The 21,115-nt window shown below is 58.5% G+C and carries 20 protein-coding genes; 11 read left to right on the top strand and 9 right to left on the bottom strand.

What is annotated here, in order from left to right:
* Nucleotides 1-68 precede the first annotated feature (68 nt).
* Nucleotides 69-656, bottom strand: coding sequence for a Uma2 family endonuclease (locus WX88_RS24520; RefSeq protein ID WP_046247074.1), 588 nt, complete (start codon nt 654-656; stop codon nt 69-71).
* A 110-nt stretch (nt 657-766) separates the two neighbouring features.
* Here WX88_RS24520 and WX88_RS24515 point away from each other — a divergent pair, with 110 nt between their 5' ends.
* The 6 genes from WX88_RS24515 to rfbA all read left to right on the top strand — a co-directional run bounded on the left by WX88_RS24515 (nt 767) and on the right by rfbA (nt 7,118).
* Nucleotides 767-1,393, top strand: a complete 627-nt coding sequence (locus tag WX88_RS24515; protein WP_052733069.1) for an acyltransferase — start codon at nt 767-769, stop codon at nt 1,391-1,393.
* 5 nt (nt 1,394-1,398) lie between these two features.
* Entirely contained in the window at nt 1,399-2,694 is a 1,296-nt protein-coding gene (locus tag WX88_RS24510; protein ID WP_046247073.1) for a nucleotide sugar dehydrogenase, read from the top strand.
* A gap of 113 nt (nt 2,695-2,807) precedes the next feature.
* The gene (galE, locus tag WX88_RS24505) at nt 2,808-3,833 is read left to right on the top strand and encodes a UDP-glucose 4-epimerase GalE (RefSeq protein ID WP_046247072.1); all 1,026 of its coding nucleotides are present in this window, start codon (nt 2,808-2,810) and stop codon (nt 3,831-3,833) included.
* 139 nt (nt 3,834-3,972) lie between these two features.
* Nucleotides 3,973-5,028: a dTDP-glucose 4,6-dehydratase gene (rfbB, locus tag WX88_RS24500; RefSeq protein WP_046247071.1), complete on the top strand. Its 1,056-nt coding sequence runs from the start codon at nt 3,973-3,975 to the stop codon at nt 5,026-5,028.
* A gap of 101 nt (nt 5,029-5,129) precedes the next feature.
* Nucleotides 5,130-6,137: an SDR family oxidoreductase gene (locus WX88_RS24495; protein ID WP_046247070.1), complete on the top strand. Its 1,008-nt coding sequence runs from the start codon at nt 5,130-5,132 to the stop codon at nt 6,135-6,137.
* Nucleotides 6,138-6,239: 102 nt separating this feature from the next.
* Nucleotides 6,240-7,118, top strand: a complete 879-nt coding sequence (gene rfbA, locus WX88_RS24490) for a glucose-1-phosphate thymidylyltransferase RfbA (protein WP_046247069.1) — start codon at nt 6,240-6,242, stop codon at nt 7,116-7,118.
* 106 nt (nt 7,119-7,224) lie between these two features.
* Here rfbA and WX88_RS24485 read toward each other — a convergent pair whose 3' ends face one another.
* Together WX88_RS24485 and WX88_RS24480 are read right to left on the bottom strand one after the other, a co-directional pair.
* On the bottom strand, nt 7,225-8,883 hold the full coding sequence (locus WX88_RS24485) for an FAD-dependent oxidoreductase (protein ID WP_046247068.1): 1,659 nt from the start codon (nt 8,881-8,883) through the stop codon (nt 7,225-7,227).
* Between the two features lie 44 nt (nt 8,884-8,927).
* Entirely contained in the window at nt 8,928-10,343 is a 1,416-nt protein-coding gene (locus WX88_RS24480; protein WP_052733068.1) for a sensor histidine kinase, read from the bottom strand.
* 87 nt (nt 10,344-10,430) lie between these two features.
* Here WX88_RS24480 and WX88_RS24475 point away from each other — a divergent pair, with 87 nt between their 5' ends.
* The 4 genes from WX88_RS24475 (at nt 10,431) to WX88_RS24460 (ending at nt 15,610) form a co-directional block, all read left to right on the top strand.
* Nucleotides 10,431-11,141 carry a hypothetical protein gene (locus tag WX88_RS24475; protein ID WP_156176410.1) on the top strand — a complete coding sequence of 237 codons (711 nt, stop codon included), beginning with the start codon at nt 10,431-10,433 and terminating at the stop codon, nt 11,139-11,141.
* 85 nt (nt 11,142-11,226) lie between these two features.
* Complete coding sequence (gene radA / locus WX88_RS24470) at nt 11,227-12,624, top strand: DNA repair protein RadA (RefSeq protein WP_046247066.1); 1,398 nt, start codon at nt 11,227-11,229, stop codon at nt 12,622-12,624.
* 333 nt (nt 12,625-12,957) lie between these two features.
* Nucleotides 12,958-14,460 (top strand): TlpA family protein disulfide reductase, encoded by a 1,503-nt coding sequence (locus WX88_RS24465; RefSeq protein WP_046247065.1) that lies wholly within the window; start codon nt 12,958-12,960, stop codon nt 14,458-14,460.
* Nucleotides 14,461-14,590: 130 nt separating this feature from the next.
* Entirely contained in the window at nt 14,591-15,610 is a 1,020-nt protein-coding gene (locus WX88_RS24460) for an SPASM domain-containing protein (RefSeq protein ID WP_046247064.1), read from the top strand.
* A gap of 87 nt (nt 15,611-15,697) precedes the next feature.
* Here the strand turns inward: WX88_RS24460 and WX88_RS24455 are convergent, their stop codons facing one another.
* From WX88_RS24455 to rsmI, 5 genes are all read right to left on the bottom strand, one after another.
* Nucleotides 15,698-16,039 carry a hypothetical protein gene (locus WX88_RS24455; RefSeq protein ID WP_046247063.1) on the bottom strand — a complete coding sequence of 114 codons (342 nt, stop codon included), beginning with the start codon at nt 16,037-16,039 and terminating at the stop codon, nt 15,698-15,700.
* A 138-nt stretch (nt 16,040-16,177) separates the two neighbouring features.
* Complete coding sequence (locus WX88_RS31030; RefSeq protein WP_046247062.1) at nt 16,178-16,399, bottom strand: hypothetical protein; 222 nt, start codon at nt 16,397-16,399, stop codon at nt 16,178-16,180.
* A 230-nt stretch (nt 16,400-16,629) separates the two neighbouring features.
* Nucleotides 16,630-17,427, bottom strand: a complete 798-nt coding sequence (locus tag WX88_RS24445) for an inositol monophosphatase family protein (RefSeq protein ID WP_046247061.1) — start codon at nt 17,425-17,427, stop codon at nt 16,630-16,632.
* A gap of 74 nt (nt 17,428-17,501) precedes the next feature.
* A complete protein-coding gene (gene lnt / locus WX88_RS24440; RefSeq protein ID WP_046247060.1) occupies nt 17,502-19,220 on the bottom strand; it encodes an apolipoprotein N-acyltransferase in 1,719 nt (572 codons plus the stop codon).
* Complete coding sequence (rsmI, locus tag WX88_RS24435; RefSeq protein ID WP_046247059.1) at nt 19,195-19,956, bottom strand: 16S rRNA (cytidine(1402)-2'-O)-methyltransferase; 762 nt, start codon at nt 19,954-19,956, stop codon at nt 19,195-19,197. Before rsmI ends, lnt begins: the two co-directional genes overlap by 26 nt.
* A gap of 238 nt (nt 19,957-20,194) precedes the next feature.
* On the opposite strand from rsmI, the gene WX88_RS24430 reads away from it, so the two are divergent.
* The gene (locus WX88_RS24430) at nt 20,195-20,797 is read left to right on the top strand and encodes a helix-turn-helix domain-containing protein (RefSeq protein WP_156176409.1); all 603 of its coding nucleotides are present in this window, start codon (nt 20,195-20,197) and stop codon (nt 20,795-20,797) included.
* A 149-nt stretch (nt 20,798-20,946) separates the two neighbouring features.
* Here WX88_RS24430 and WX88_RS32210 read toward each other — a convergent pair whose 3' ends face one another.
* Nucleotides 20,947-21,111, bottom strand: coding sequence for a T6SS immunity protein Tdi1 domain-containing protein (locus WX88_RS32210; RefSeq protein WP_082116290.1), 165 nt, complete (start codon nt 21,109-21,111; stop codon nt 20,947-20,949).
* Nucleotides 21,112-21,115: the final 4 nt, after the last annotated feature.

The raw sequence follows: 21,115 nt of genomic DNA, 5'->3' as shown, positions 1-21,115 counted from the left end.
ATTCTGTGAACAACTTCCTTGAAAGTCACTATCATTGGTGCCATTCATAAAATTTGCGCAAATCCGAGTCAAATATTGACTCCCGCATACACCTCGGCCAGCGATACCTGACAGCCGATGCTGCTTAGGTTCAGGACGGTGGCTAAATCCCGGGTTTCGGTCAGTACCCAGCGGCTGAGCTCATCCAGGCTGTATAGCTCAGCATAGACTGACTGGGCATCCAGCGTGAGGTACTGGCGTAAGCTCGGAATTTGCCGGTAGAATATGAACTTGTCACTACGGTCGTACTGGCTAATGGTAGGCGAAAGCACTTCCACCAGAAGCGTGGGGTTTAATAAGGTATCCAGCTTTTTGTCTTCGTTGAATTCCGGCTTGCCGCATACCACCGTCAGGTGGGGGTAGACAAAAGCGCTGCTATTGAGGATTTGCAGGCGCTGGTCGCTGCCCACCACCGCGCAGCTTTTGCCCCGGAGCTGGCTATGGAGTTCGCCCATGAGATTCGCGCAGATGCGGTTGTGGTTATAGCCAGCCCCAGCCATTGCCACAATTTTTCCTGCGATGTATTCGTGTTTGTGCTCCGCGTCGCGCTCCAAAAGCAAGTAGTCTTCGGGCGAAATATATTCGGCAGGTTCAAGTTGAAAAGCAGACAGGCCCATCGCCGAATGGCAGGTTGGTTTCTTCAAAAATACACCGGGGCCTCCACATAGTCGGCCTAACCCCGCAGGTCCCCTTACCTTTGCGGCCTATAAACCACTTGTCTGCCCGAATGCCCCACATTGCCGCTGATTACTATGTCCATCCCACGGCCATCCTCGACGAGGGCTGCCAGATAGGCCGAGGCAGCCGCGTCTGGCACTTTTGCCACATTTGTGCCGGTGCCGATATTGGCGAAGACTGCAACCTGGGCCAAAACGTATTCGTGGCCGATGGTGTAATCCTGGGCCGCAACGTGAAAGTGCAGAACAACGTGAGCCTTTACGGCGGCGTTATCTGTGAAAACGACGTTTTTCTGGGCCCCTCAGTGGTATTCACCAACGTGAAAAACCCGCGGAGCGCCGTGCCCCGCAAGGGGGCCGGCCACTACCAAACCACGTACCTGGAGCAGGGCGTAACCGTCGGTGCCAACGCCACCATTGTGTGCGGCGTGCGGCTCGGGCGCTATGCGTTTGTGGGTGCGGGCAGCGTGGTCACGCACAGCGTGCCTGCCTACGCTCTTGTGTACGGTACGCCGGCCCGGCTGCAGGGTTGGATGAGTACCTACGGCCACCGGTTGACTTTCGACGCCAACCGCCGGGCCACTTGCCCTGAAAGCGGCGAGCAATATGAATTGAGCGCTACCGGACAGTCGGTACGCCCGCTCCCTAAAAACGAAAAACAAACCTCGAAAAATTAATCTACGTGTACGACAAACTATTGCGCAAGGAGGCCACGCTGGCCGTAATCGGCCTCGGCTACGTGGGCTTGCCCATTGCCCTTGAATTTGCTAAAAAACTTAAGGTAATTGGCTTTGATATAAACGCCGGCCGGGTAGCCCAGATGAAGCAGGGCATCGACCCGAGCGGCGAGTTGGAAAAGAAGGATTTTGAGGGTTGTGACATCACCTTCACCGATTCGCTGGAGGTGTTGCGCCAAGCCCAGTTCTATATTGTGGCCGTGCCCACTCCCATCGATGAGCACGCTCAACCTGACCTGAAACCGTTGCTCGGCGCGTCATCATCGGTGGGCAAAGTGCTGAAGAAAGGGGATTACGTCGTGTTCGAAAGCACCGTGTACCCCGGCTGCACTGAGGAAGACTGCATCCCAGTGATGGAGCGCCTCTCGGGCCTGAAGTTTCTGGTCGATTTCAAAGTTGGCTACTCGCCCGAGCGCATCAACCCCGGTGATAAGGAGCATACCCTTACGCGCATCGTGAAAGTGGTGAGCGGCTGCGACGACGAGTCGCTTGATACCGTGGCGAAAGTGTACGAGCTGGTGGTGCAGGCGGGCGTACACCGCGCCAGCAGCATCCGGGTGGCCGAGGCGGCCAAAATCATCGAAAACACGCAGCGCGACGTCAATATCGCACTGATGAACGAGCTGTCGATGATTTTCGACCGCATGAATATTAATACCTACGAGGTACTGGAGGCGGCGGGCACAAAGTGGAATTTCCTGAAGTTCTCGCCCGGCCTGGTGGGGGGGCACTGCATCGGTGTCGACCCGTACTACCTGACCTACAAGGCGAAAGAGCTGGGATATGATGCCAAGGTGATTTTGTCGGGCCGCACCACCAACGACAATATGGGCGCCTACATCGCCCGTAAAACGGTGCAGATGATGATTAAGAAAGGCAAGGATGTGGCCCGTAGCCGCGTGCTGGTGATGGGCGCCACTTTCAAAGAAAACGTGGAAGATATCCGCAATTCCAAAGTGGCCGATGTTATTCAGGAGCTGAAAAACTTTTCGGTGAATGTGGACATCGTTGACCCCCATGCCAATTCCAACGAGCTGCACCACGAATACGGCTTCCGTCTTACGCACAACGATGACTTGCGCACGGACTATGATGCCATTATCGTAGCCGTAAGCCACCAGCCCTACGCCGAAAAAGGTGAAGCCTACTTCCAATCCATCACTTCTGACAATGCTGTTCTGGTCGATATCAAGGGCCTATATCGTGGCAAAATAAAGGAATTACAGTATTGGAGCTTATAAGGTGAGACGGCAAATGAAGGGAATGGAGCGTTTGATGTGCAACTTGCGCCGCTGACCTACTACTTCCCTTTTTCCTCAATCACCATTTCACGAACTCATAAACTTACCTTAATATGAGCACCAAAATCCTCGTTACGGGCGGCGCCGGCTACATTGGCTCACACGCCGTGGTAGAGCTGTCCCAGGCCGGTTACCAGCCCATCATCGTTGACAATTTTAATAACTCGCAGGAGTCGGCGGTGGCGGGCATCGAATCTATTTTGGGCAAGAAGGTACCCCTCTACCGCATCGACTGCGCCGACGCAGAAGCCTTGCGTAGCGTGTTTGCGGCCGAGCCTGATATCGCGGGCGTGATTCATTTCGCGGCGTTCAAAGCCGTGGGCGAGTCGGTGCAGAAGCCGCTGGCCTACTACCAAAACAACCTCGGGTCGCTGCTGGCGCTGCTGACGGTAATTGGCGAGTTCAAGGTGCAATCCCTGGTTTTCTCGTCCTCCTGCACAGTGTACGGCATCCCCGATGCGCTGCCCGTGACCGAGGCTACGCCCACCAAAAAGGCCAATTCGCCCTATGGCGCTACCAAGCAGATGGCCGAAGACATCCTCACTGATGTGGCCGCGGCTGGTGGCCCGCGTACTATTTTGCTGCGCTACTTCAACCCAATTGGGGCGCACGAGTCGGCCAAAATCGGCGAACTGCCCCTCGGTGTTCCTAATAACCTCGTGCCGTTCATCACCCAAACGGCGGCCGGTATTCGCGAAAAGTTGACCGTGTACGGCACAGATTACGACACGCCGGACGGCTCCTGCATCCGCGACTACATTCATGTGGTGGATTTGGCCAAGGCGCACGTAGTGGCAGTGCAGCGCTTGCTGGATGCCCAGCCCGATGCGGCCCAAGTAGAAACCTTCAACGTTGGTACTGGCCGCGGCAATACCGTGCTGGAAGTAGTGCACACGTTCGAGGAAGTATCGGGCCAGAAGCTGAACGTGGAACTGGGGCCGCGTCGGCCCGGCGATGTGCCGGCCATCTACGCCGATGCCACCAAGGCCGCTACCGAGCTGGGCTTCGAAACCGAGACGACGCTGGCCGACTCGCTGGCCAGCGCGTGGAAATGGCAGCAGGCGCTGGCGAAAGCCTAATACTAGTTTAATCAAGCAAGAACGTCATGCAGAGCGGGCTGAAGCACCCCGCGGGCAGTAGTAGCTCAATCGCAGGAAAAAGATTAGTGCTGCCCGCGAGATGTAGTGGCTCGCTCGGCATAACCAACGATTCAACATCATGAAAATCCTCATCACCGGCGGCGCCGGATTCATTGGTTCCCACGTCGTGCGGCTATTTGTTACGAAATATCCGAACTACCAGATTCTCAACCTCGACGCGCTGACTTACGCCGGGAACCTGGAAAACCTGCGCGACATCGAAGACGCGGCCAATTATCGGTTCATCAAAGGCGACATTGCTGACCAGTCGTTCATCGACCAGTTGTTTGCCAATGAGGAACCCGATGCTGTGATTCACCTCGCGGCCGAGTCGCACGTCGACCGCTCCATCACCGACCCGATGGCTTTCGTGAAAACCAACGTCATCGGTACGGTGAACCTGCTGAACGCGGCCCGCGTGCTCTGGCAGCCCGGCGGCTACGAGGGCCACGTATTCTACCACGTGAGTACCGACGAAGTGTATGGCTCCTTGGACTTCGGCCCCGAGATGTTCACCGAGGAAACGGCTTACGACCCGCGTTCGCCCTATTCGGCCTCAAAAGCCAGCTCCGACCATTTCGTGCGGGCCTGGCATCACACCTACGGGCTGCCCATCAAGCTGAGCAACTGCTCGAACAATTACGGCCCCAACCACTTCCCCGAGAAGCTCATTCCGTTGGCCATTCATCGCCTGTGCACGGGCCAGCCGGTGCCGGTGTATGGCAAAGGCGAAAACGTGCGCGACTGGCTCTTCGTGAAAGACCACGCCACGGCCATCGACGCGGTATTCCATAAGGGGAAGAACGGCGATACCTACAACATTGGCGGCGTGAACGAGTGGCAGAACCTGAAGCTCATCGAACTGCTCTGCGATGTGGTAGACGAGAAAACCGGGCAAGAAGTGGGCACCTCGCGCAAACTCATCAAGTTTGTGACCGACCGCGCCGGCCACGACATGCGCTACGCCATCGACTCCTCCAAAATCATGAACGAGCTGGGCTGGAAGCCGAGCGTAACCTTCGAGCAAGGCCTGGCCCAAACCGTGGACTGGTATCTCGCCAACGAGGAATGGCTCAACCACGTGACCAGCGGCGCTTACCAGGAATACAACCAGCAGCAGTACGCGGGGCGCTAGCGCTTCAGTTAAGAGTTATGGGTTAAAGGTTAAGAGGTTATGCTACAGCAACTCTGGTTACTACGACTCAACTCTTAACTCTTAACTCTTAACTCAACGAAGTGTACGAAACCCCTTTCCACGAGCAGCCGCTCGACAACCTCACATTTCTCGTTACCGGCGGCGCGGGCTTCATTGGCTCAAACATCGTGGAGTATTTGCTGAAATACGGCGTCAAGAAAGTCCGCACGCTGGATAACTACTCAAACGGCTTCCACAAAAACCTGGCGCTGTTTGCTGGGAATCCCGCTTTGGAAATCGTGGAAGGCGATATCCGCGACGCGGCCGTTTGCGCGGCGGCTTGCGCCGGCGTCGATGTCGTGCTGCACGAGGCTGCCTTGGGCTCGGTGCCCCGGTCCATCAAAGACCCGGTGCTGACCAACGACGTAAACGTGGGCGGCTTCGTGCAAATCCTCACCGCCGCTAAGGATGCGGGCGTGAAGCGTTTCGTGTATGCGGCCAGCAGCAGCACCTACGGCGACCATCCCGGGCTGCCTAAGGTAGAAGACCGGATTGGCAAACCGCTCTCGCCCTACGCCGTCACCAAGTATGCCAATGAGCTCTACGCCGACGTCTTTGCCCGCACCTATGGCATGGAAATTATCGGCTTGCGCTACTTCAACATCTTCGGCCCGCGCCAGGACCCCGGCGGCGCTTACGCGGCGGTAATTCCGCTGTTCATCGATGCTATCCTGCAAAATACGCCTCCCACGCTTAACGGCGACGGTGGCCAGACCCGCGATTTTACCTTCGTAGAAAACTGTGTGCAGGCCAACATTCGGGCGGCGCTGGTGCAGCGCCCCGAGGCCTTGAACCAAGTCTACAATATCGCAGTCGGCGACCGCACCTCACTCGTGGAGATGTACGACATCCTGCGCGAAGAGGCTGGCTCGGACCTAGCACCTAAGTTCGGGCCCGACCGGGCGGGCGACATTCGTGACTCGCTGGCCGACATTTCCAAAGCCAACACCCTGCTGGGCTATGAGCCGCAGGTGCGTATCCGCGAAGGGTTGCGCCAAACATTGGCGTGGTTCAGAGCCAATCAGGAGTTTATTCAAGCCAGAAACTAACGCGCAACGTTTCGCGAAGTTGAAAAACAAGTTTCGCGAAGTTGGTCAGCGTTAATACACTTAGCGACACTTAATTTTTAAACTTAGCGAAATCTTGCGCTCATGAAAGGAATTATCCTCGCCGGCGGCTCCGGTACCCGTTTGCACCCGCTCACCCTGGCTGTGTCGAAGCAGCTGATGCCCGTGTATGACAAGCCGATGATTTATTATCCGCTATCAATTCTGCTGATGGCGGGCATTCGGGAAGTGCTGATTATCACCACACCCCACGACCAAGCGCAGTTCAAAAAGCTGCTCGGCGATGGCAAAAATCTGGGCTGTGACTTCCAGTACGCCGTGCAGGAAGTGCCCAATGGCCTAGCTCAAGCCTTCGTTATCGGGGCCGATTTTATTGGCGATGACAAGGTAGCGCTGGTGCTTGGTGATAACATTTTCTACGGAGCGGGCCTGGAAGAGTTACTGAAATCCAATAGCGACCCAACCGGCGGCGTCGTCTTTGCCTACCATGTGCTCGATCCCGAGCGCTACGGCGTGGTAGAATTCGATAGCGATAAAAAGGCTCTCAGCATTGAGGAAAAGCCCGCTAATCCCAAAAGCAACTACGCTGTGCCCGGTTTGTATTTCTACGACAACGACGTCATCGAAATTGCCCGCAACCTCGAGCCCAGCGCGCGCGGCGAGTACGAAATCACCGACGTGAACCGCGAGTACCTGCGGCGTGGCACCCTCAAAGTCGGCATCCTTGGCCGCGGCACCGCCTGGCTCGATACAGGCACTTTCGAAAGCCTGATGCAGGCCGGCGAGTTTGTGCGCGTAATTGAGCAGCGCCAGGGCTTGAAGGTGGGCGCCATCGAGGAAGTGGCATACCGCCAGGGCTATATCAACGCTGACCAGCTCCGCGCCATTGCTACGCCGCTGCGCAAAAGCGGCTATGGCGACTACCTCCTGCACCTGCCCGAGCAGTTGATAGTAGGAGAGTAGAATTATTTAACAAGTATCCATTACCATTCAACCGCCGTTCGGTCGGTCCAATTAAGGGCCAACCGAACGGCGGTTGAATGGTAATGGATACTTGTTAAATCAAAAATTACTCGTCCAGATACTGGTGCACGAACTTGATGGCCATACTGCCCTCGCCCACGGCCGAGGCTACGCGGGCCATAGCGCCGGCGCGGCTGTCGCCAGCGGCGAAAATTCCGGGTACGCAGGTTTCAAGCAAGAACGGTTCGCGTTGCTTTTTCCAGGAGGTGGCGTAGCGCGGGTCAGCTACCAGGTCGCGGCCGGTGAGGAGGAAGCCTTTGCCGTCGCAAATGACTTGGTCGCAAATCCACTCCGTGCTGGGTTTGGCCCCAATGAAGACGAAGAGGGCCCGGGCCGGGCGCTTTTCCACCGTACCGTTGAGGTCGAGCATCACAGCCTCAAGGTGGTCTTGCCCACATACTTCTTTGATTTGCGAGAAGGGCAGTAACTCGATGTTGGGCGTGTCGCGAATCTGCTCGATGAGGTAGGCCGACATACTAGCCGCCAGATTTGCGCCCCGGATAACGATGAAGACCCGACGGGCATACGTGGCGAGGTACATGGCCGCTTGTCCGGCCGAGTTGCCGCCGCCCACGATGTACACGTCCTGCTCGTCGCAGCTGCGGGCCTCGGTACGAGCCGCGCCGTAGTACACGCCCGCGCCGCTGAGGCGGTCCATGCCCGGCACATCGAGGGTGCGGTAGCTCACGCCGGTGGTCAGTACCACGGCTTTGGTGCTGATTTCGCTGCCGTCGGCCAAAGTGAGAACTTTGTAGCCGTCCTGCACGCAGAGGTTGGTCACTTCATGCGGCGCCAGAAATTCGGCCCCCAGGCGCACGGCCTGAGCCCAGGCGCGGTATGAAAGCTCGGCCCCACTCAAGCCGGTGGGGAAACCCAGATAGTTTTCGATGCGGGAGCTGGTACCGGCCTGGCCGCCGGGCGTTTGGCGCTCGATGATGAGGGTTCTGAGACCCTCGCTGGCCCCGTACACGGCCGCGGCCAACCCGCTGGGCCCGGCGCCGATTACCACCACATCGTACATTTCCTGCTGCGGCTTGGTCGTAATGCCCATCTGCTGAGCCAGCTCGGCTTTGGTGGGCTTGGCGATGGCAGTGCCATCAACGCAGATAACCAGCGGCAAATCTGTCGCTTCAAATCCTTTGGCCTGCACCAGTTCCTGAGCTTCAGGATTGGTTTCGAAGTCCAGCCACTGGTAGCCCACCATGTAGCCGCTCAGGAAATCCTTGAGCTCATGCGACAGCGGCGACCATTGAAAACCAATTAGACGAACACCATCATACTTGGGTTTATGCGACGCTTGCCAGGCGCTGAGCAAATCGCGCAGAGTGGGATAAAAGATATTCTCGGGCGGGTCCCACGGCTTCATCAGGTAGTGGTCGAGTCGGGCCGAGTTGATGGCCCGTACCGCCGCTTCGGTGTCGGCGTAAGCGGTGAGTAGCACGCGCTTAGCGTCGGGAAAGAGTGTGCGGGCCTCGGTGAGCAGTTCAACGCCTTCCAGGTCGGGCATGCGTTGGTCGGCCACAACGAGGGCCAACGATTCCTCCTTGACTCTCAGCTCCTGAAGGGTGGTCAGCGCTTCCGGCCCCGAATTGACACGCAGGATGCGGTAATCTTGGCTAAACTCCTGGCGGAGGTCGCGGGTAATAGCGGCCAGTACTTGCGGGTCGTCATCGACGGCGAGGATGATAGGTTTTTTTGTGGCCATAGCAAATTTAAATAGAACATTACCTCCTTTTAGAGTGGTCGAAATTACCCGACCGGCAGCCAGGTGCAAAACTGAGTGCGTCCTGGTACGGAGCTGACTTCCAGACGCCCATCGTGTTGCTTGATGATACGCTGGGCAATATCGAGCCCGAGCCCCGAGCCGGAGCCAGCCTGCTTGGTGGTGTAAAAAGGCTCAAAGATGTGCGGTAGCACGTCGGGGGGAATGCCGGCGCCGTTATCAATTAGAAACACGCGCACGAAGTTACCCTCCAGCCGCGTGCTCAGCGTGATTTCTCCGCCCTGGTCCGGAAGGGCGTCGATGGCATTGTCAATAAGATTGGTCCACACCTGATTAAGGCTGCTAACCTGGCCCCGGACCTTGGGGAGGTCGGGCGCGTAGTCGCGGGTGAGACGGACGTTCTTCTGGCGCAGTTGGAAACCTAGCATGTTAACCGTGCTGTCGAGGCCCGAGCTGATATCGAGCAGCTCGAAGCCGCTGTCGCGGTCCATGTGCGAGTAGGTTTTGACGTCCGACACCAGCTTGCTGATGCGGCTTCCGGCCTCCTGCACGTCGCGGATGAGCTGGAGAGTCGTTTGTTGGCACTCCAGCCAGGCAAAGGCGGCCGGGCGGGCCGCCAGCGGCAGCACATCGGCGGCCGCAGCTAGGATTTCCTCAGTTAGGCCCATTTCCAGCAGGCCGGGGGCCAAGCGGTAGGCCTCCTTCACCCCCTGGTCGGTCAGCCAGTCGGCCAGCTCATCTTCACGCTCCGACCGTTGCAGGGCTGACATTTGCGTCGTCGACGCATCGGCAACGGTCGCGGCGACGGGCACGGCCAAGGTCGCAAACGCCTGCAAGGCCTCCTGGTCGGGGCAGCGCTCTATCAGCTTGCGCAGAAGCTCGGGCTTGGCAGCGGCGCGCTCGCCTAGGGCCTGGGAGGCGCGGGCAATGGCGGCGGCGGGGTTGTTAAGCTCGTGAGCCAAGCCGGCCGACAGCTTGCCCAGGGCCCGCAGCTTATCGTCGCGTTCCTGGCTGCGGGCCTCGTCCCGGGCCCGGTCGCTCATCAGGCCTACCAAGCGCTGCACCAGTTCGGGGCTGGCGTGCTCCAGGGCCGGAAAAAGGTTGCGGTGCAGCATATAAAGTATCGTCTCGCCCACGGCCGAGCCGAGGCCATTGATAACCCGCAGGCGAGAATAAGGCAGCACGCCGCTAACCTGGCCCTTTTCTACCCGAAACCGGGGCTCCCGCCCACCGCCTTTTTGCAGTGTGTAGAACTGAATGCCGCCTTGCAGCACGGCCATCATGTACTCCGCAGGGTCGCCGGGCTGGGCCACGGTACCGCCGTCGGGCACCTCGCGCCGTTCGCCGTGGGTCAGCAGCCAGTTCAGGGTGTCTTCGGGTAGGCCACTGAAGGCGGCAATGGTGCCAAGGTCGGCGGTAGTGAGCGTAGGGGAAGGAGCCATATCCACACAACAAGGGTTGAGGAGCGGTTGTTGAGCAACATCATGCTACCTTGCCGGCCGGTTTGTAATTAGCCGCAATCAGCTCGCATGAATATTCTTTATTATTGCCGCAAGGTAATGCTCGCTGGCACGATGGTGCTAGGAGCAGCCCTTGCCGGGCATGCCCAGCGGCCCGAGCGGGCGGCCACGCACGTCGATTCGTTGCGAGCCGCCCGAAACGCGCCAATCAGCTACGCGCCGGTGCTGTTTACGCTGGTCAATGGCAAGCAGGTGCGGAGCTATGTCACCAGCTACCAGCTCTTCATGCGCGAGCAGGTGGAGTGCTATGAAACGCCACCCGACCAACTGCCACACCCCAAGGCCAAGACATTGTCCATCGAGCGCATCCAAACCATGACGGTGGATGGCCATACGCTGGAGGCCCTGACCAAAAACGGTAAGCCCCTGAAAATACTGGCCGAAAACATGACGCCTGGCGCTGCCACCAAAACCTACGGCTATTTCATTACCAAGGCCAACATGTACATCCCCATTCCGCTGCCGGGTTTGGTGCCGATGGGTGGGGCAATCTACATCCCGGTGGGCTCGCACAACAAATACTTCTGGTACGTGCAGCCTGCGGGCAGCATTATTCAGGAGGTGCCGCGCTACGGCAAGGCATTTGTGGCTCTGATGGCCGCCGCTTTTGCCGATTATCCTGAGTTGGCCGCCCGCATCCGGCAGCAAGGCCCCGATGCCAGTTACAAAAATATGCCGACGTTGGTGCAGGAATATAAGGCGCATTTCGCAGGCAAATAGCTGTGCCGAAACCCACCCACGAGGCAACTTTTTAGGTAATAGTAAGCTTGTGATTGATTGCCTCAACTAATCGCAAATCCTTTTCATGGCCAAAGCCAGAACCGTTTTTTTCTGCCAGTCCTGCGGCGCCCAATCGGCGAAATGGATAGGCCGCTGCCCGGCGTGCGGCGAGTGGAATACCTACGTGGAAGAAGTCGTTCAGAAGGAAACCGTGGCCACTACCACCGGCCAGTGGAAGCCCGCCAGCACCGTACCCGGCGGCAACCTGACGAAGGCCGCTAAGTCGGTGCCGCTCGGCGATATTATGGCCGAGGACGAGCCCCGCATTACTACTCCCGACGGCGAGCTGAATCGCGTGCTCGGCGGCGGCTTGGTACCGGGGTCTATCATTCTCATTGGTGGTGAGCCTGGTATTGGCAAGAGTACGCTCATGCTGCAGATTGCCCTGAGCCTACGCCAGATGCGCGTACTTTACGTGAGCGGCGAAGAAAGCGAGGCCCAGATAAAGATGCGGGCCGAGCGCCTGGCCGACGGCCAGCACCCTGGTTGCTACATCCTCACCGAAACCAATACCCAGAACATCTTCCGGCAGATTGACCAGGTACAGCCCAACATTCTGGTCATCGACTCCATCCAGACCATGCACTCCACCCTCGTGGAAAGTGGTGCGGGCAGCGTAAGTCAGGTGCGCGAATGCACGGCGGAGTTCCTTAAGTTTGCTAAGGAAACCAGCACGCCGGTGCTGCTCATCGGCCACATTACGAAGGATGGTAGCATTGCTGGCCCCAAAATTCTGGAGCACATGGTTGATACCGTGCTCCAGTTTGAGGGCGACCGGCATATGAGCTACCGCATTCTGCGCACTACTAAAAACCGCTTTGGCAGCACCTCCGAGCTGGGCATTTACGAAATGCAGGGCGACGGCCTGCGCCAAGTGAGCAACCCTTCTGAAATCTTGCTGTCGCAGCGCGGCGAGAGCCTGAGTGGCATGGCCATTGGGGCCACGCTGGAGGGCAACCGCCCGCTGCTAGTGGAAGTGCAGGCCCTCGTGACGCCCGCCACCTACGGCACCCCGCAGCGCAGCAGCACCGGTTTCGATAGCAAGCGCCTCCAAATGCTGCTGGCCGTGCTGGAAAAGCGCGCCGGGCTGCGCCTGGGCCAGCACGACGTCTTTCTGAACATCGCCGGCGGCCTGCGCCTCGACGACCCAGCCCTCGATATGGCCGTGTGCGCGGCTGTCGTTTCTTCCCTGAATGACCTGCCAATTCCGGGTAATGTGTGCCTGGCGGCCGAGGTCGGGCTGAGCGGCGAAATCCGGGCCGTGTCGCGCCTCGATCAACGATTGGCGGAGGCCGAAAAATTAGGATTTCGGGAGATGTATGTCTCGCAATTTAATGGTAAAGGCTTGGACCTGGCGCGCTTTGGTTTGAAAGTGCACGCCGTCAGCCGGCTCGATGAAGTATTGAACGGCTTATTCGGTTAAGTTAAAGCATGCTGATAATCAGGTCGTGGATGAGAGCCTCACGGGGGCTAATTTGGACCCCAGTTAGATTACCAAAAAATGATGAGACAAGGATTTGGATTTTATAAACGAAAAAGCCTTATCTTCGGAGTGCTGATAGGCTTTTCCCGTGAATTTTAGGCGAAGCTTATGAGTACTATATCTTGTTCGGTCAGTTGTCGTCGGTCGCCTACTGCTAGTTTTTCTGATATGATATCAACTTTCACTACTTGTTCGCGTCATCTACTAGGCGCGGCTCTGTTACTAACGCCACTATTAGGGCATGGACAGAGCAAGACTACCACGGTGGCGAGAATGACCCAGAAATCGGTCGCCGCCACTGATATTGCAGGTATGGCCATTCTTAGTGGTCGCATTAGTGGCCCCACCAACGATTCGGTGGCCGTGTCGCTACGGGACAATCCGCTCGACCCGAAAGAAAAACTTTTCCGTGTTCGCCTGAATGACAAGGGCGAGTTTAAGGTAAAAGTGCCGCTGAATGGTCCTACCAAGGCCGACTTGGTGTATGGCGATGACGTGGCGCCGCTGTTTCTGGACGCTGGCACGGACATAGATGTGCGCTTCAAAGGCAGCGACATGTCGGGCACGTTGAAGTTTAAGCCCAATGACATGCCCACAGGCTTTGCCACCAAATTTCGGAATGGCAGCAACCTGACCGACGAGCAGCGGCATCGCCAACAAGCGGCCAATGCCAACAACTACCTGGTAGAAGCCGACGAGCAGTTCATGGAGAACGACGGTTTCCAAGTTTTACCCGATAATATTCAGCTATACGAAGCACCTTTCCTCTCTTTTCTGGAGTACCGCCGCAAGCACGAATTCGAGTTTCTGGAAGACCACGCGGCCAAGCAGTCGTTTACCCAGGAATTTTATAATTACGCTCACGCTGAGGTCGTTTATTCTTATGCCAACGACCGGCTGACGTTCCAGGACCTGCGGGAGCAGGTGGTGAACACGGAGGGCCGCTTGAAAATGGCGCCTGACTATTATAACTTTCTACGCGAGCCCGGCCTGCTCAACGAGCCCAATGCCGTGCAAAGCGAGATGTACCATGAGTTTCTGCTCAATTACATCCACTTCACCGTCGCGCAAGACAAGCATCAGCGTTCCGACCCCGATTTTTATCCGGCGTCATACGCCTTGGCTACCAAGAAGCTCACGGGTCTCACCCGGGCCATTATTCTGGGCCGCATCTTGCAGGAGTCGTTCCGGTTTGGTCACGTGAAGCAGTCGGCCGCGATGCTGGCTGATTTCCGCAGCTACGACCCCAAGAACCAGTTCTATCCCACCTTGCAAGCCGATTTCGACCAGCACAAGGATTTTGCTATCGGCGCTCCCGCTCCCAATTTCAAGCTGGCTTCTGCTACCGGTGATACCGTACAGCTGCAGGATTTTCAGGGCAAGCTGGTATACCTCAACTTCTGGAAAACTACCAACGGATTGTGTCTGCGTGACTTGGCGTACGCGCAGGAACTCATTCGCAAGTTTGAAGGCAAGAACATTGCCTTCGTCAACATTGCCCTGGACGAAAACGAGCAGGCCTGGAAGCAGCTGGTGACTGTGAAAAAGCTTCCTGGCGTGCAGGTGCGCGTGGTTGGCGGCATGCGCTCGGCCATTGCTCATAAATATGCCTTGCAGGATGTGCCTACCTACATGCTGGTGGGCGAGGATGGTACCTTCCTCAACACCAAGCCCAAGCGCCTGAGCAGCCGTGCGGCCATTGACGAAATAAATCAGTCGTTCGGCAAAGCCAGCACCTATACCAGCGCCATTGATTTTCCGGCTACCAAGAAGTAACGGCAGCACCGGGCCGCAATGACGTAACCTAAGTAGCGCGAACTTTGTAGTTCGCGTCCCTGCGCCGCAACAATGGCCGCACTGAGGGACGCGAATTACAGAGTTCGCGCTACTGCTTTACTCCGCTTTTATGTCCTTGCTCGCCGACGGCCTCAACGTTTTATCCAAAGCCACGCCGCTCCGCGTCTGGAATGCCGTCCAGATCACCGGTTCCTATGTTCTGAGCAAGCTCACGGGGAAGGCCCGGCATTGGGGCCTGCCGTTGGCTCTCAGCTTCGAGCCCACCACCAGTTGTAACCTGCGCTGCCCCGAGTGCCCCAGCGGGCTGCGCTCGTTCACGCGGCCCACGGGTATGCTGCCGGAAGAGTTATTCAAGAGGACGATTGACGAAGTCGCCAGTCGGCTGTGGTACTTGATTTTTTACTTTCAAGGCGAGCCATATCTGCATCCGCAGTTTCTGGATTTGGTGAAGTACGCGGCCGATAGGGGTATTTACACCGCAACTAGCACCAATGCTCACTATCTCAACGACCAGAACGCCCGCCGCACGGTGGAAAGTGGCCTCGACCGCCTCATCATCTCTCTCGACGGTACCACGCAGGATGTGTACCAGCAGTACCGTGTGGGCGGCAAGCTGGAAAAAGTACTAGAGGGAACCCGCAACGTGGTGAAATGGCGTAAGGAGCTAAAATCCAGTACGCCGCGCATCATCTTCCAGTTTCTGGTAGTGCGACCCAATGAGCATCAGATTGATGATGCCAAGCAGCTGGCCGAGGCGCTAGGGGTTGATGATGTGTGGTTTAAAACAGCCCAGATTTACGACCACCAGCACGGTTCACCGCTCATCCCCACTATCGATTACTACTCGCGCTACCAAAACAACGGCAACGGCACTTGGAGTCTGAAAAACGCGCTAGTGAACCACTGCTGGAAAATGTGGCACTCCTGCGTCATCACCTGGGATGGGCTGGTAGTGCCCTGCTGCTTCGACAAAGACGCCGAATACCGCCAAGGCGACCTCAAAACCGAAACCTTCCGCCAGCTCTGGCGCGGTCCGAAGTACCAGCAGTTCCGCCGCAGCCTCCTCAAAGGCCGCGACCAGATTGAGATGTGCCGCAACTGCTCGGAAGGCACCAAAGTTTGGGGGTGAGAGGAGGAGTTGTGAATTAAAAAGCATGAGTTAGGAATTGACGTTATTCTGTCAATTCCTAACTCATGCTTTTTAATTCATGATTGTTTACTTGTGTCCCTTGGTTAGGTTTTTGCCGAGGTCTTCTACTTGGGTGAGGAACTCTAGCGCATCAGAATCGGCGTAGGTGCCGTAGGCTGAGGAAATAGTGCCGCGCACGCCGTCGTTAGTTTCAATAGCATAAAGGATGGACATATCGTCGGGGTTACTTTCGCCTTCGAAGCGGTAGAAATCCACGATGGTCACCTCGTCCGGGGCGTACGTTTTGTCCGAGGCGCTGCCGATGGTGTGCAGGCGGCCGTCCACGACGTTGAAATCCTGGGTGAAGCCGTCCGCAGACAGTTTGTTCTCAACGTTTACCAATGAACGTTCTTCTTCTTTGTCCTGCATGGCGATGGGTGTTTTAGGTAGTGAAAGGCGGAGCCGAAAGGCACTAATGCAATCCGCCCCCGTCTTGGCTATACGCAGCCAGGGCGGGGGCAGGTTATCTCAACCAATAAGAAAAGTCGGGTAGAAGCTGTGAACCAGTTAACGGTTTGCCTGAGCCATAGTGCGCGCCTCGATGGTGCGCTGCAACTGGTCTACGTCGATGGTGCCGCAGGCGCCGCCGCAGCCTTTGGCACAGCCCGCCGCCGTTTTGCTGAAGAAGGCGCGCCAAAAAATACGCCCTACGTAAAAGGCTGCGCTAACAAATAAGACAGCAATCAGGGAGTACTGGATTTCGACGGAGGTAACAGCAAGCAGTAGCATGAGGGGTAAACTACGTGGCGAAGCGAATAGTTTGCCGCGCGGGTACTCAAGTGGTCAGCCTCACTAGACGTACGAGCAAGCCGGTCATGCTGAGCGGAGCCGAGGCATCTTGCGTGCAGCAGTAAACTAGTCGTCAGAAGAGGAATAGTGGTGGCACGCAAGATGCTTCGGCTCCGCTCAGCATGACCGGCGGGTGACCTGCTCATATAATGCGGGTTCTGTTGCTTAGGCTACCGCCAGAACTCCCGGATGGTTTGCTGAATTTCGGCGTGCAGGTGGCCGTTGCTGGCCACTACTTCGCGACCAAAAAGCGGGTCGCCATCTTTCAGGAATTGCGTGACGTGCCCGCCCGCCTCGCGCACTAGCAGGATGCCGGCCGCCACATCGTAGGAGTTCAGGTTGAATTCAAAAAACGCCTCGCAGCGGCCGGCGGCCACGTAGGCCAGGTCCACGGCGGCGGAGCCGAGGCGGCGCACACCGTGGCTGCGGCTCATGAAGGCGCCTAGTAGTTGCAAGTAGGCGTTCATTTTGCCGAAATCCTTGTAGGGAAAGCCGGTGGCGATGAGGGCGCCGTTCAGCTCGGGAATGTCGGTGACGTGGATGGGCTGGTCGTTGCAAAAGGCGCCGCCACCTCGCACGGCCCGGAAGCTTTCGTCGCGATTCACTTCGTGCACCACGCCCACTACCAGCTCCTTGTGATGCAGCAGTCCCACGCTGATGGAGTACACTGGCAAGCCGTGTACGAAGTTGGTCGTGCCGTCGAGCGGGTCAATTATCCAAGTGAATTCTTCGGTTTCGGTATCGGGGCCGGCGGTGCCTTCCTCCGTGATGAAGCCCGCCTCGGGCAGCAGCTGGCGCAGGCCGGCCACCAGCTTGCGCTCGGTTTCCTGGTCCACATAGCTCACCAGGTCGTGCAGGCCCTTGTGTTCGATTTTACTACGGTCGAAGGTGGACGCTTCCTGGCGGATGAACTGGGCGGTAGTGCGGCACAGGTCCGCGAGGTCGGAGGAGAGTTGGGTAAAATACATAGCGCTAGAGTTGGCGGGGGGAAAACAAGTGCCGCAAAGGTGCGCCAAAACCGACAAGCTAATCGATTACCTTTTTACTCCGCAAAACCGGGCCGGCCTTTGCGAAGCCATCCGCCGATGATAGCAACCAGCAAAATGAGCACTGCCAGTACCTGTGTGCCCCGTCCAATCAATTCGCCAAAGCGGGCATAAAACGTCACCTCATCGTTCAAATGAACCTCGGCGCGGCTTGCGGTCGGAACCCACGCTGGTTCGCGCTGGGTGATTTCACCCTTCTGGTTGATGAAGCCAGTAAAGCCGGTATTGGCGGAGCGGGCTAGGTCGCGGCGCGTTTCGATGCAGCGCAGGGCTCCGTAGCTCAGCAGCTGCCGGTAGCCGGGCGAGTCGTGCCACCAGGCGTCGTTGGTGATGAGACCCAGTAGGGTGGCACCGTTGCGGGTGTATTCGGCCACAAAATCGCCATAAATAGACTCGTAGCAAATGACGGGGGCCACGCGCAGGGCCGGGGCGTTCGCCGGTGCGGGATACACCGTGCGTTCGGGCTGGCTGCCCACGCTGCCCACGGTGCCGCCCAGGTCGATGTGGGAGATGACGGATGCCAGCATGGGCGGAATCTTCTCCACGCCGGGCACGAGGCGCGACTTATGGTAGAAGGCAATCGGCGCGGTGGGCGAGGCGAAATAAGCACCTGTGTTGAAGATGTCATAGTAGCCGAGGTCGTCGCGGTGGCGGGCGGTTTCGCTGGCTGCTTCCTTCGTGGGGTAGGAGTTGACGGTGGTGATGCCCGTGAGCAGGGTCACGCCGGGGTGCCGTGCCAGCCACTCCCGGATGCGGCGGATTTTGGGGTTGCTCTCAATCGTGTTTTCCCAGTAGGATTCTTCCAGTGCCGTTTCGGGCCATAGCACGAGGCGGGTTTGGGGCGTGAGGTGCTGCTCCGATAGGTTCAGCAGCCGGGTCAGCTGCTCGTCGTAGGGGATGAACTTGGCGCCGCCCTCGAACTTCTCCACGTAGGGGTCGAGGTTGGGCTGCACGACGACGACCTCGGCGGTCGGACCTTTCTCCTGGTATTTAGCGCTTATCAGGTAAGAAAAAGCTATTGGCAGCAGTATGAGGACGAGCGGCGTGCTGAACGACGGCTGCCACCCAAAGGCCGATTTTCGCCCCATTGCAGGGCTGGCCACTTCATCAGCCGGATTAGCCACTGGCTGAAAGGCCAGCGCTGGCAAGTACTTCAGCAACGCATGGAAAAACAGCAAGTTCACTACCCACACCCACACCGAGCCGCCCAGAAAGCCGGTGTACTCGTACCACTGTACCCACTGCGGCGCGGCCGCGAACCCATTGCCCAGTGTGAGCCAGGGCCAGGTCACGTCCCAATGTAGGTGCAGCTGCTCGAAGGCAATCCAAAAAACCGGCAATGACAGGTAGCCGATGCGGTTGCCCAGCCGCTTTTTGGTCTGGCGAAAGGCCATCAGCGGCAGGCACATGAGCAAGGCGTTGAGCACCACGGCGGCAATGCCGGCGGCCAGGTCGGCGTAGCTTACCCACCAAGTGGTGAGGGCGTTCCAGAGTACCAGGAATAAGTAACTGCTGGCAAATACGCGGCGCTTACGGGCGCCGGCCAGCGTGAGCTGCCGCTCCATCACCAGGTACGGCACCCAGCCGATGAACAGCAACGGCGCCAGCCAGGCCGTAGGGTGTGGGGCCCAGCCACCCCACAGCAGCAGGGCGCTTAGCCCGGCCAGCACCACCGGGCGCCGGAGCAGGCTAGTCTTCGCCGGCGAGGTCCTCATCGTCGGCGCGGCGGTAGCGGTCTTCGCGGCCGGGGCGGGGCTCGCGGGTGGGCGGGGTAAGATTTCCTTCGACGACAACGACAATTTCTCCTTTAATGGTAGGGCGGGCGGCAAAGTCGGCCTCCAGGCTGGCGAGCGTTCCGGTTACGGTTTCTTCAAATAATTTAGTCAATTCGCGGCTGACCGAGGCCGGCCGCTGCGGCCCCAACACGTCGGCCAGCTGGCCCAGGGTCTTCACGATGCGATGCGGCGACTCGTAGAAAATCATAGTCCGGGTTTCCTTGGCGAGTTCCTGCAAGCGGGTTTGCCGACCTTTCTTCACCGGCAAAAACCCTTCGAACGTGAACCGCTCGGCCCCGAAGCCTGACTTGAGCAGCGCCGGCACAAATGCCGTGGGGCCCGGCAGGCACTCCACGCCCAGGCCCTGCGCCAGGCACTCGCGCACCAACAGAAACCCGGGGTCAGAAATTCCGGGCGTGCCGGCATCGGAGACCAGGGCCATGGTTTCACCCTTGGCCAGCCGCTCCAGCAGGCGGGGCACTTGCTGGTGCTCGTTGTGCAGGTGGTAGGAGAGGAGCGGCTTTTTCAGGCCCAGGTGCTGCATGAGGCGGCCGCTGGTGCGGGTGTCTTCGCAGAGCACGGTGCCGACTTCGCCCAGAATGCGGATGGCCCGCAGGGTGATGTCTTCCAGATTGCCGATGGGCGTGGGCACGAGGTAAAGGACCGTGTTGGGCATGGGGCAAAGGTACGGTCCCGGCGGTGTCACCGTTTCGGCTTTCAACCATGGCAAGCTAAGTCAAGCTTACCACGTGGGCAGTCGGCAGTGGACAACCCAGCTGCTACAGAATTTCGAGAGGGTCCGAATTCCGTAGCAAGAGTGTGGTACGGAATTCGGACCCCCTCGAAATTCTGTAGCAGCTGCCGTACCTTGCTCTTCTGGCGGGGTGGCGCATTCCCCTACTCCCCGGCCCCGCATGATTCGACGTTTGACCGCCGCCGCTGGAAGCCTGTTGGCTGATATGCGCACTCACTTTGGCCTGTCGCAACCCGAGCTGGCTGCTTTGCTGGGCGTGCAACGGACGCTGGTAGCGCAGGTTGAAACCGGCGTCCGCCTGCTGCTGCCCGCCGCCTGGAATCGCCTGCGGGCCCTGCAAGCGGCTAGCCGAGCCCCGGCCGTCGCCCTCCCAGCACCCGACCTGCACCTTCTACGGGCCCGACTGGCCCAGTGCCAGGCCCAGGCCCTGCGCATGCAACTCCGGCTCACCTACGAGCTGCCCCCGCGCGCCGCCGCGGCCCGCGCCCGACTGGGCGCCGCCACAGCCCTACCTGCCGCCCTGGCCACCGCCGAGGCGGAAGATGCCCTGCCGCCCCGCACCCGCGAAGACCAGCTGGCCCAACTCACCCTACTCCTCAACGGAGCCCGCGCCGAGTGGGACGAGCGCAGCGGCCCCGTGCCCGCCGCTCTGCTACGCGCCCGCTGCGCCGGTCTGCTGGCCGAAGCCGACGCCCTGGCCACGGAACTAGCTGCGCTTGAAGCGCCCGCCGACGAAGCCCAACCAGCCACCCGGCCGAAGTAGCGCTTCGCCTGATTCCCCACAGAGGGTATATCCGAAAATACTCGACCGGTCATGTTCCAACTGGTATCCACTGGTTGAAGAGGGGAGCGCCACGAACGCGGCGGCTCCGCCCACATTGGGGTGGAGCCGCCGTGGCCGGTCAGCGTCAGCTAGCGTTCGAGGATACCGGTGAACTGGCTGATGAGGAAGATATGCTCGCGCAGCTTTACTTTCTCCAGGTGCTCCATCGTTTCGGGGCCACCCAGGGCTAGTAGAGGCACGTAGCCGAAGCATTCGTCATAGGCGGGTTCACCCAAATGAGCGCGGGCGGCCAAGTAC

Origin of the sequence: Hymenobacter terrenus (assembly GCF_000972495.1) — a bacterium.
In the GTDB taxonomy this organism is placed as follows: domain Bacteria; phylum Bacteroidota; class Bacteroidia; order Cytophagales; family Hymenobacteraceae; genus Hymenobacter; species Hymenobacter terrenus.
This window is presented reverse-complemented; position numbering and strand designations above follow the sequence as displayed.

Coding starts and splice junctions, on each gene's coding strand:
- WX88_RS24515 (WP_052733069.1), top strand. CDS start 767: ATGCCCCACATTGCCGCTGATTACTATGTCCATCCCACGGCCATCCTC.
- WX88_RS24480 (WP_052733068.1), bottom strand. CDS start 10,343: ATGGCTCCTTCCCCTACGCTCACTACCGCCGACCTTGGCACCATTGCC.
- WX88_RS24455 (WP_046247063.1), bottom strand. CDS start 16,039: ATGCAGGACAAAGAAGAAGAACGTTCATTGGTAAACGTTGAGAACAAA.
- WX88_RS24475 (WP_156176410.1), top strand. CDS start 10,431: ATGAATATTCTTTATTATTGCCGCAAGGTAATGCTCGCTGGCACGATG.
- WX88_RS24430 (WP_156176409.1), top strand. CDS start 20,195: ATGATTCGACGTTTGACCGCCGCCGCTGGAAGCCTGTTGGCTGATATG.
- WX88_RS24520 (WP_046247074.1), bottom strand. CDS start 656: ATGGGCCTGTCTGCTTTTCAACTTGAACCTGCCGAATATATTTCGCCC.
- rfbA (WP_046247069.1), top strand. CDS start 6,240: ATGAAAGGAATTATCCTCGCCGGCGGCTCCGGTACCCGTTTGCACCCG.
- lnt (WP_046247060.1), bottom strand. CDS start 19,220: ATGAGGACCTCGCCGGCGAAGACTAGCCTGCTCCGGCGCCCGGTGGTG.
- galE (WP_046247072.1), top strand. CDS start 2,808: ATGAGCACCAAAATCCTCGTTACGGGCGGCGCCGGCTACATTGGCTCA.
- WX88_RS31030 (WP_046247062.1), bottom strand. CDS start 16,399: ATGCTACTGCTTGCTGTTACCTCCGTCGAAATCCAGTACTCCCTGATT.
- rsmI (WP_046247059.1), bottom strand. CDS start 19,956: ATGCCCAACACGGTCCTTTACCTCGTGCCCACGCCCATCGGCAATCTG.
- rfbB (WP_046247071.1), top strand. CDS start 3,973: ATGAAAATCCTCATCACCGGCGGCGCCGGATTCATTGGTTCCCACGTC.
- WX88_RS24485 (WP_046247068.1), bottom strand. CDS start 8,883: ATGGCCACAAAAAAACCTATCATCCTCGCCGTCGATGACGACCCGCAA.
- WX88_RS24465 (WP_046247065.1), top strand. CDS start 12,958: ATGACCCAGAAATCGGTCGCCGCCACTGATATTGCAGGTATGGCCATT.
- WX88_RS24445 (WP_046247061.1), bottom strand. CDS start 17,427: ATGTATTTTACCCAACTCTCCTCCGACCTCGCGGACCTGTGCCGCACT.
- WX88_RS24460 (WP_046247064.1), top strand. CDS start 14,591: ATGTCCTTGCTCGCCGACGGCCTCAACGTTTTATCCAAAGCCACGCCG.
- radA (WP_046247066.1), top strand. CDS start 11,227: ATGGCCAAAGCCAGAACCGTTTTTTTCTGCCAGTCCTGCGGCGCCCAA.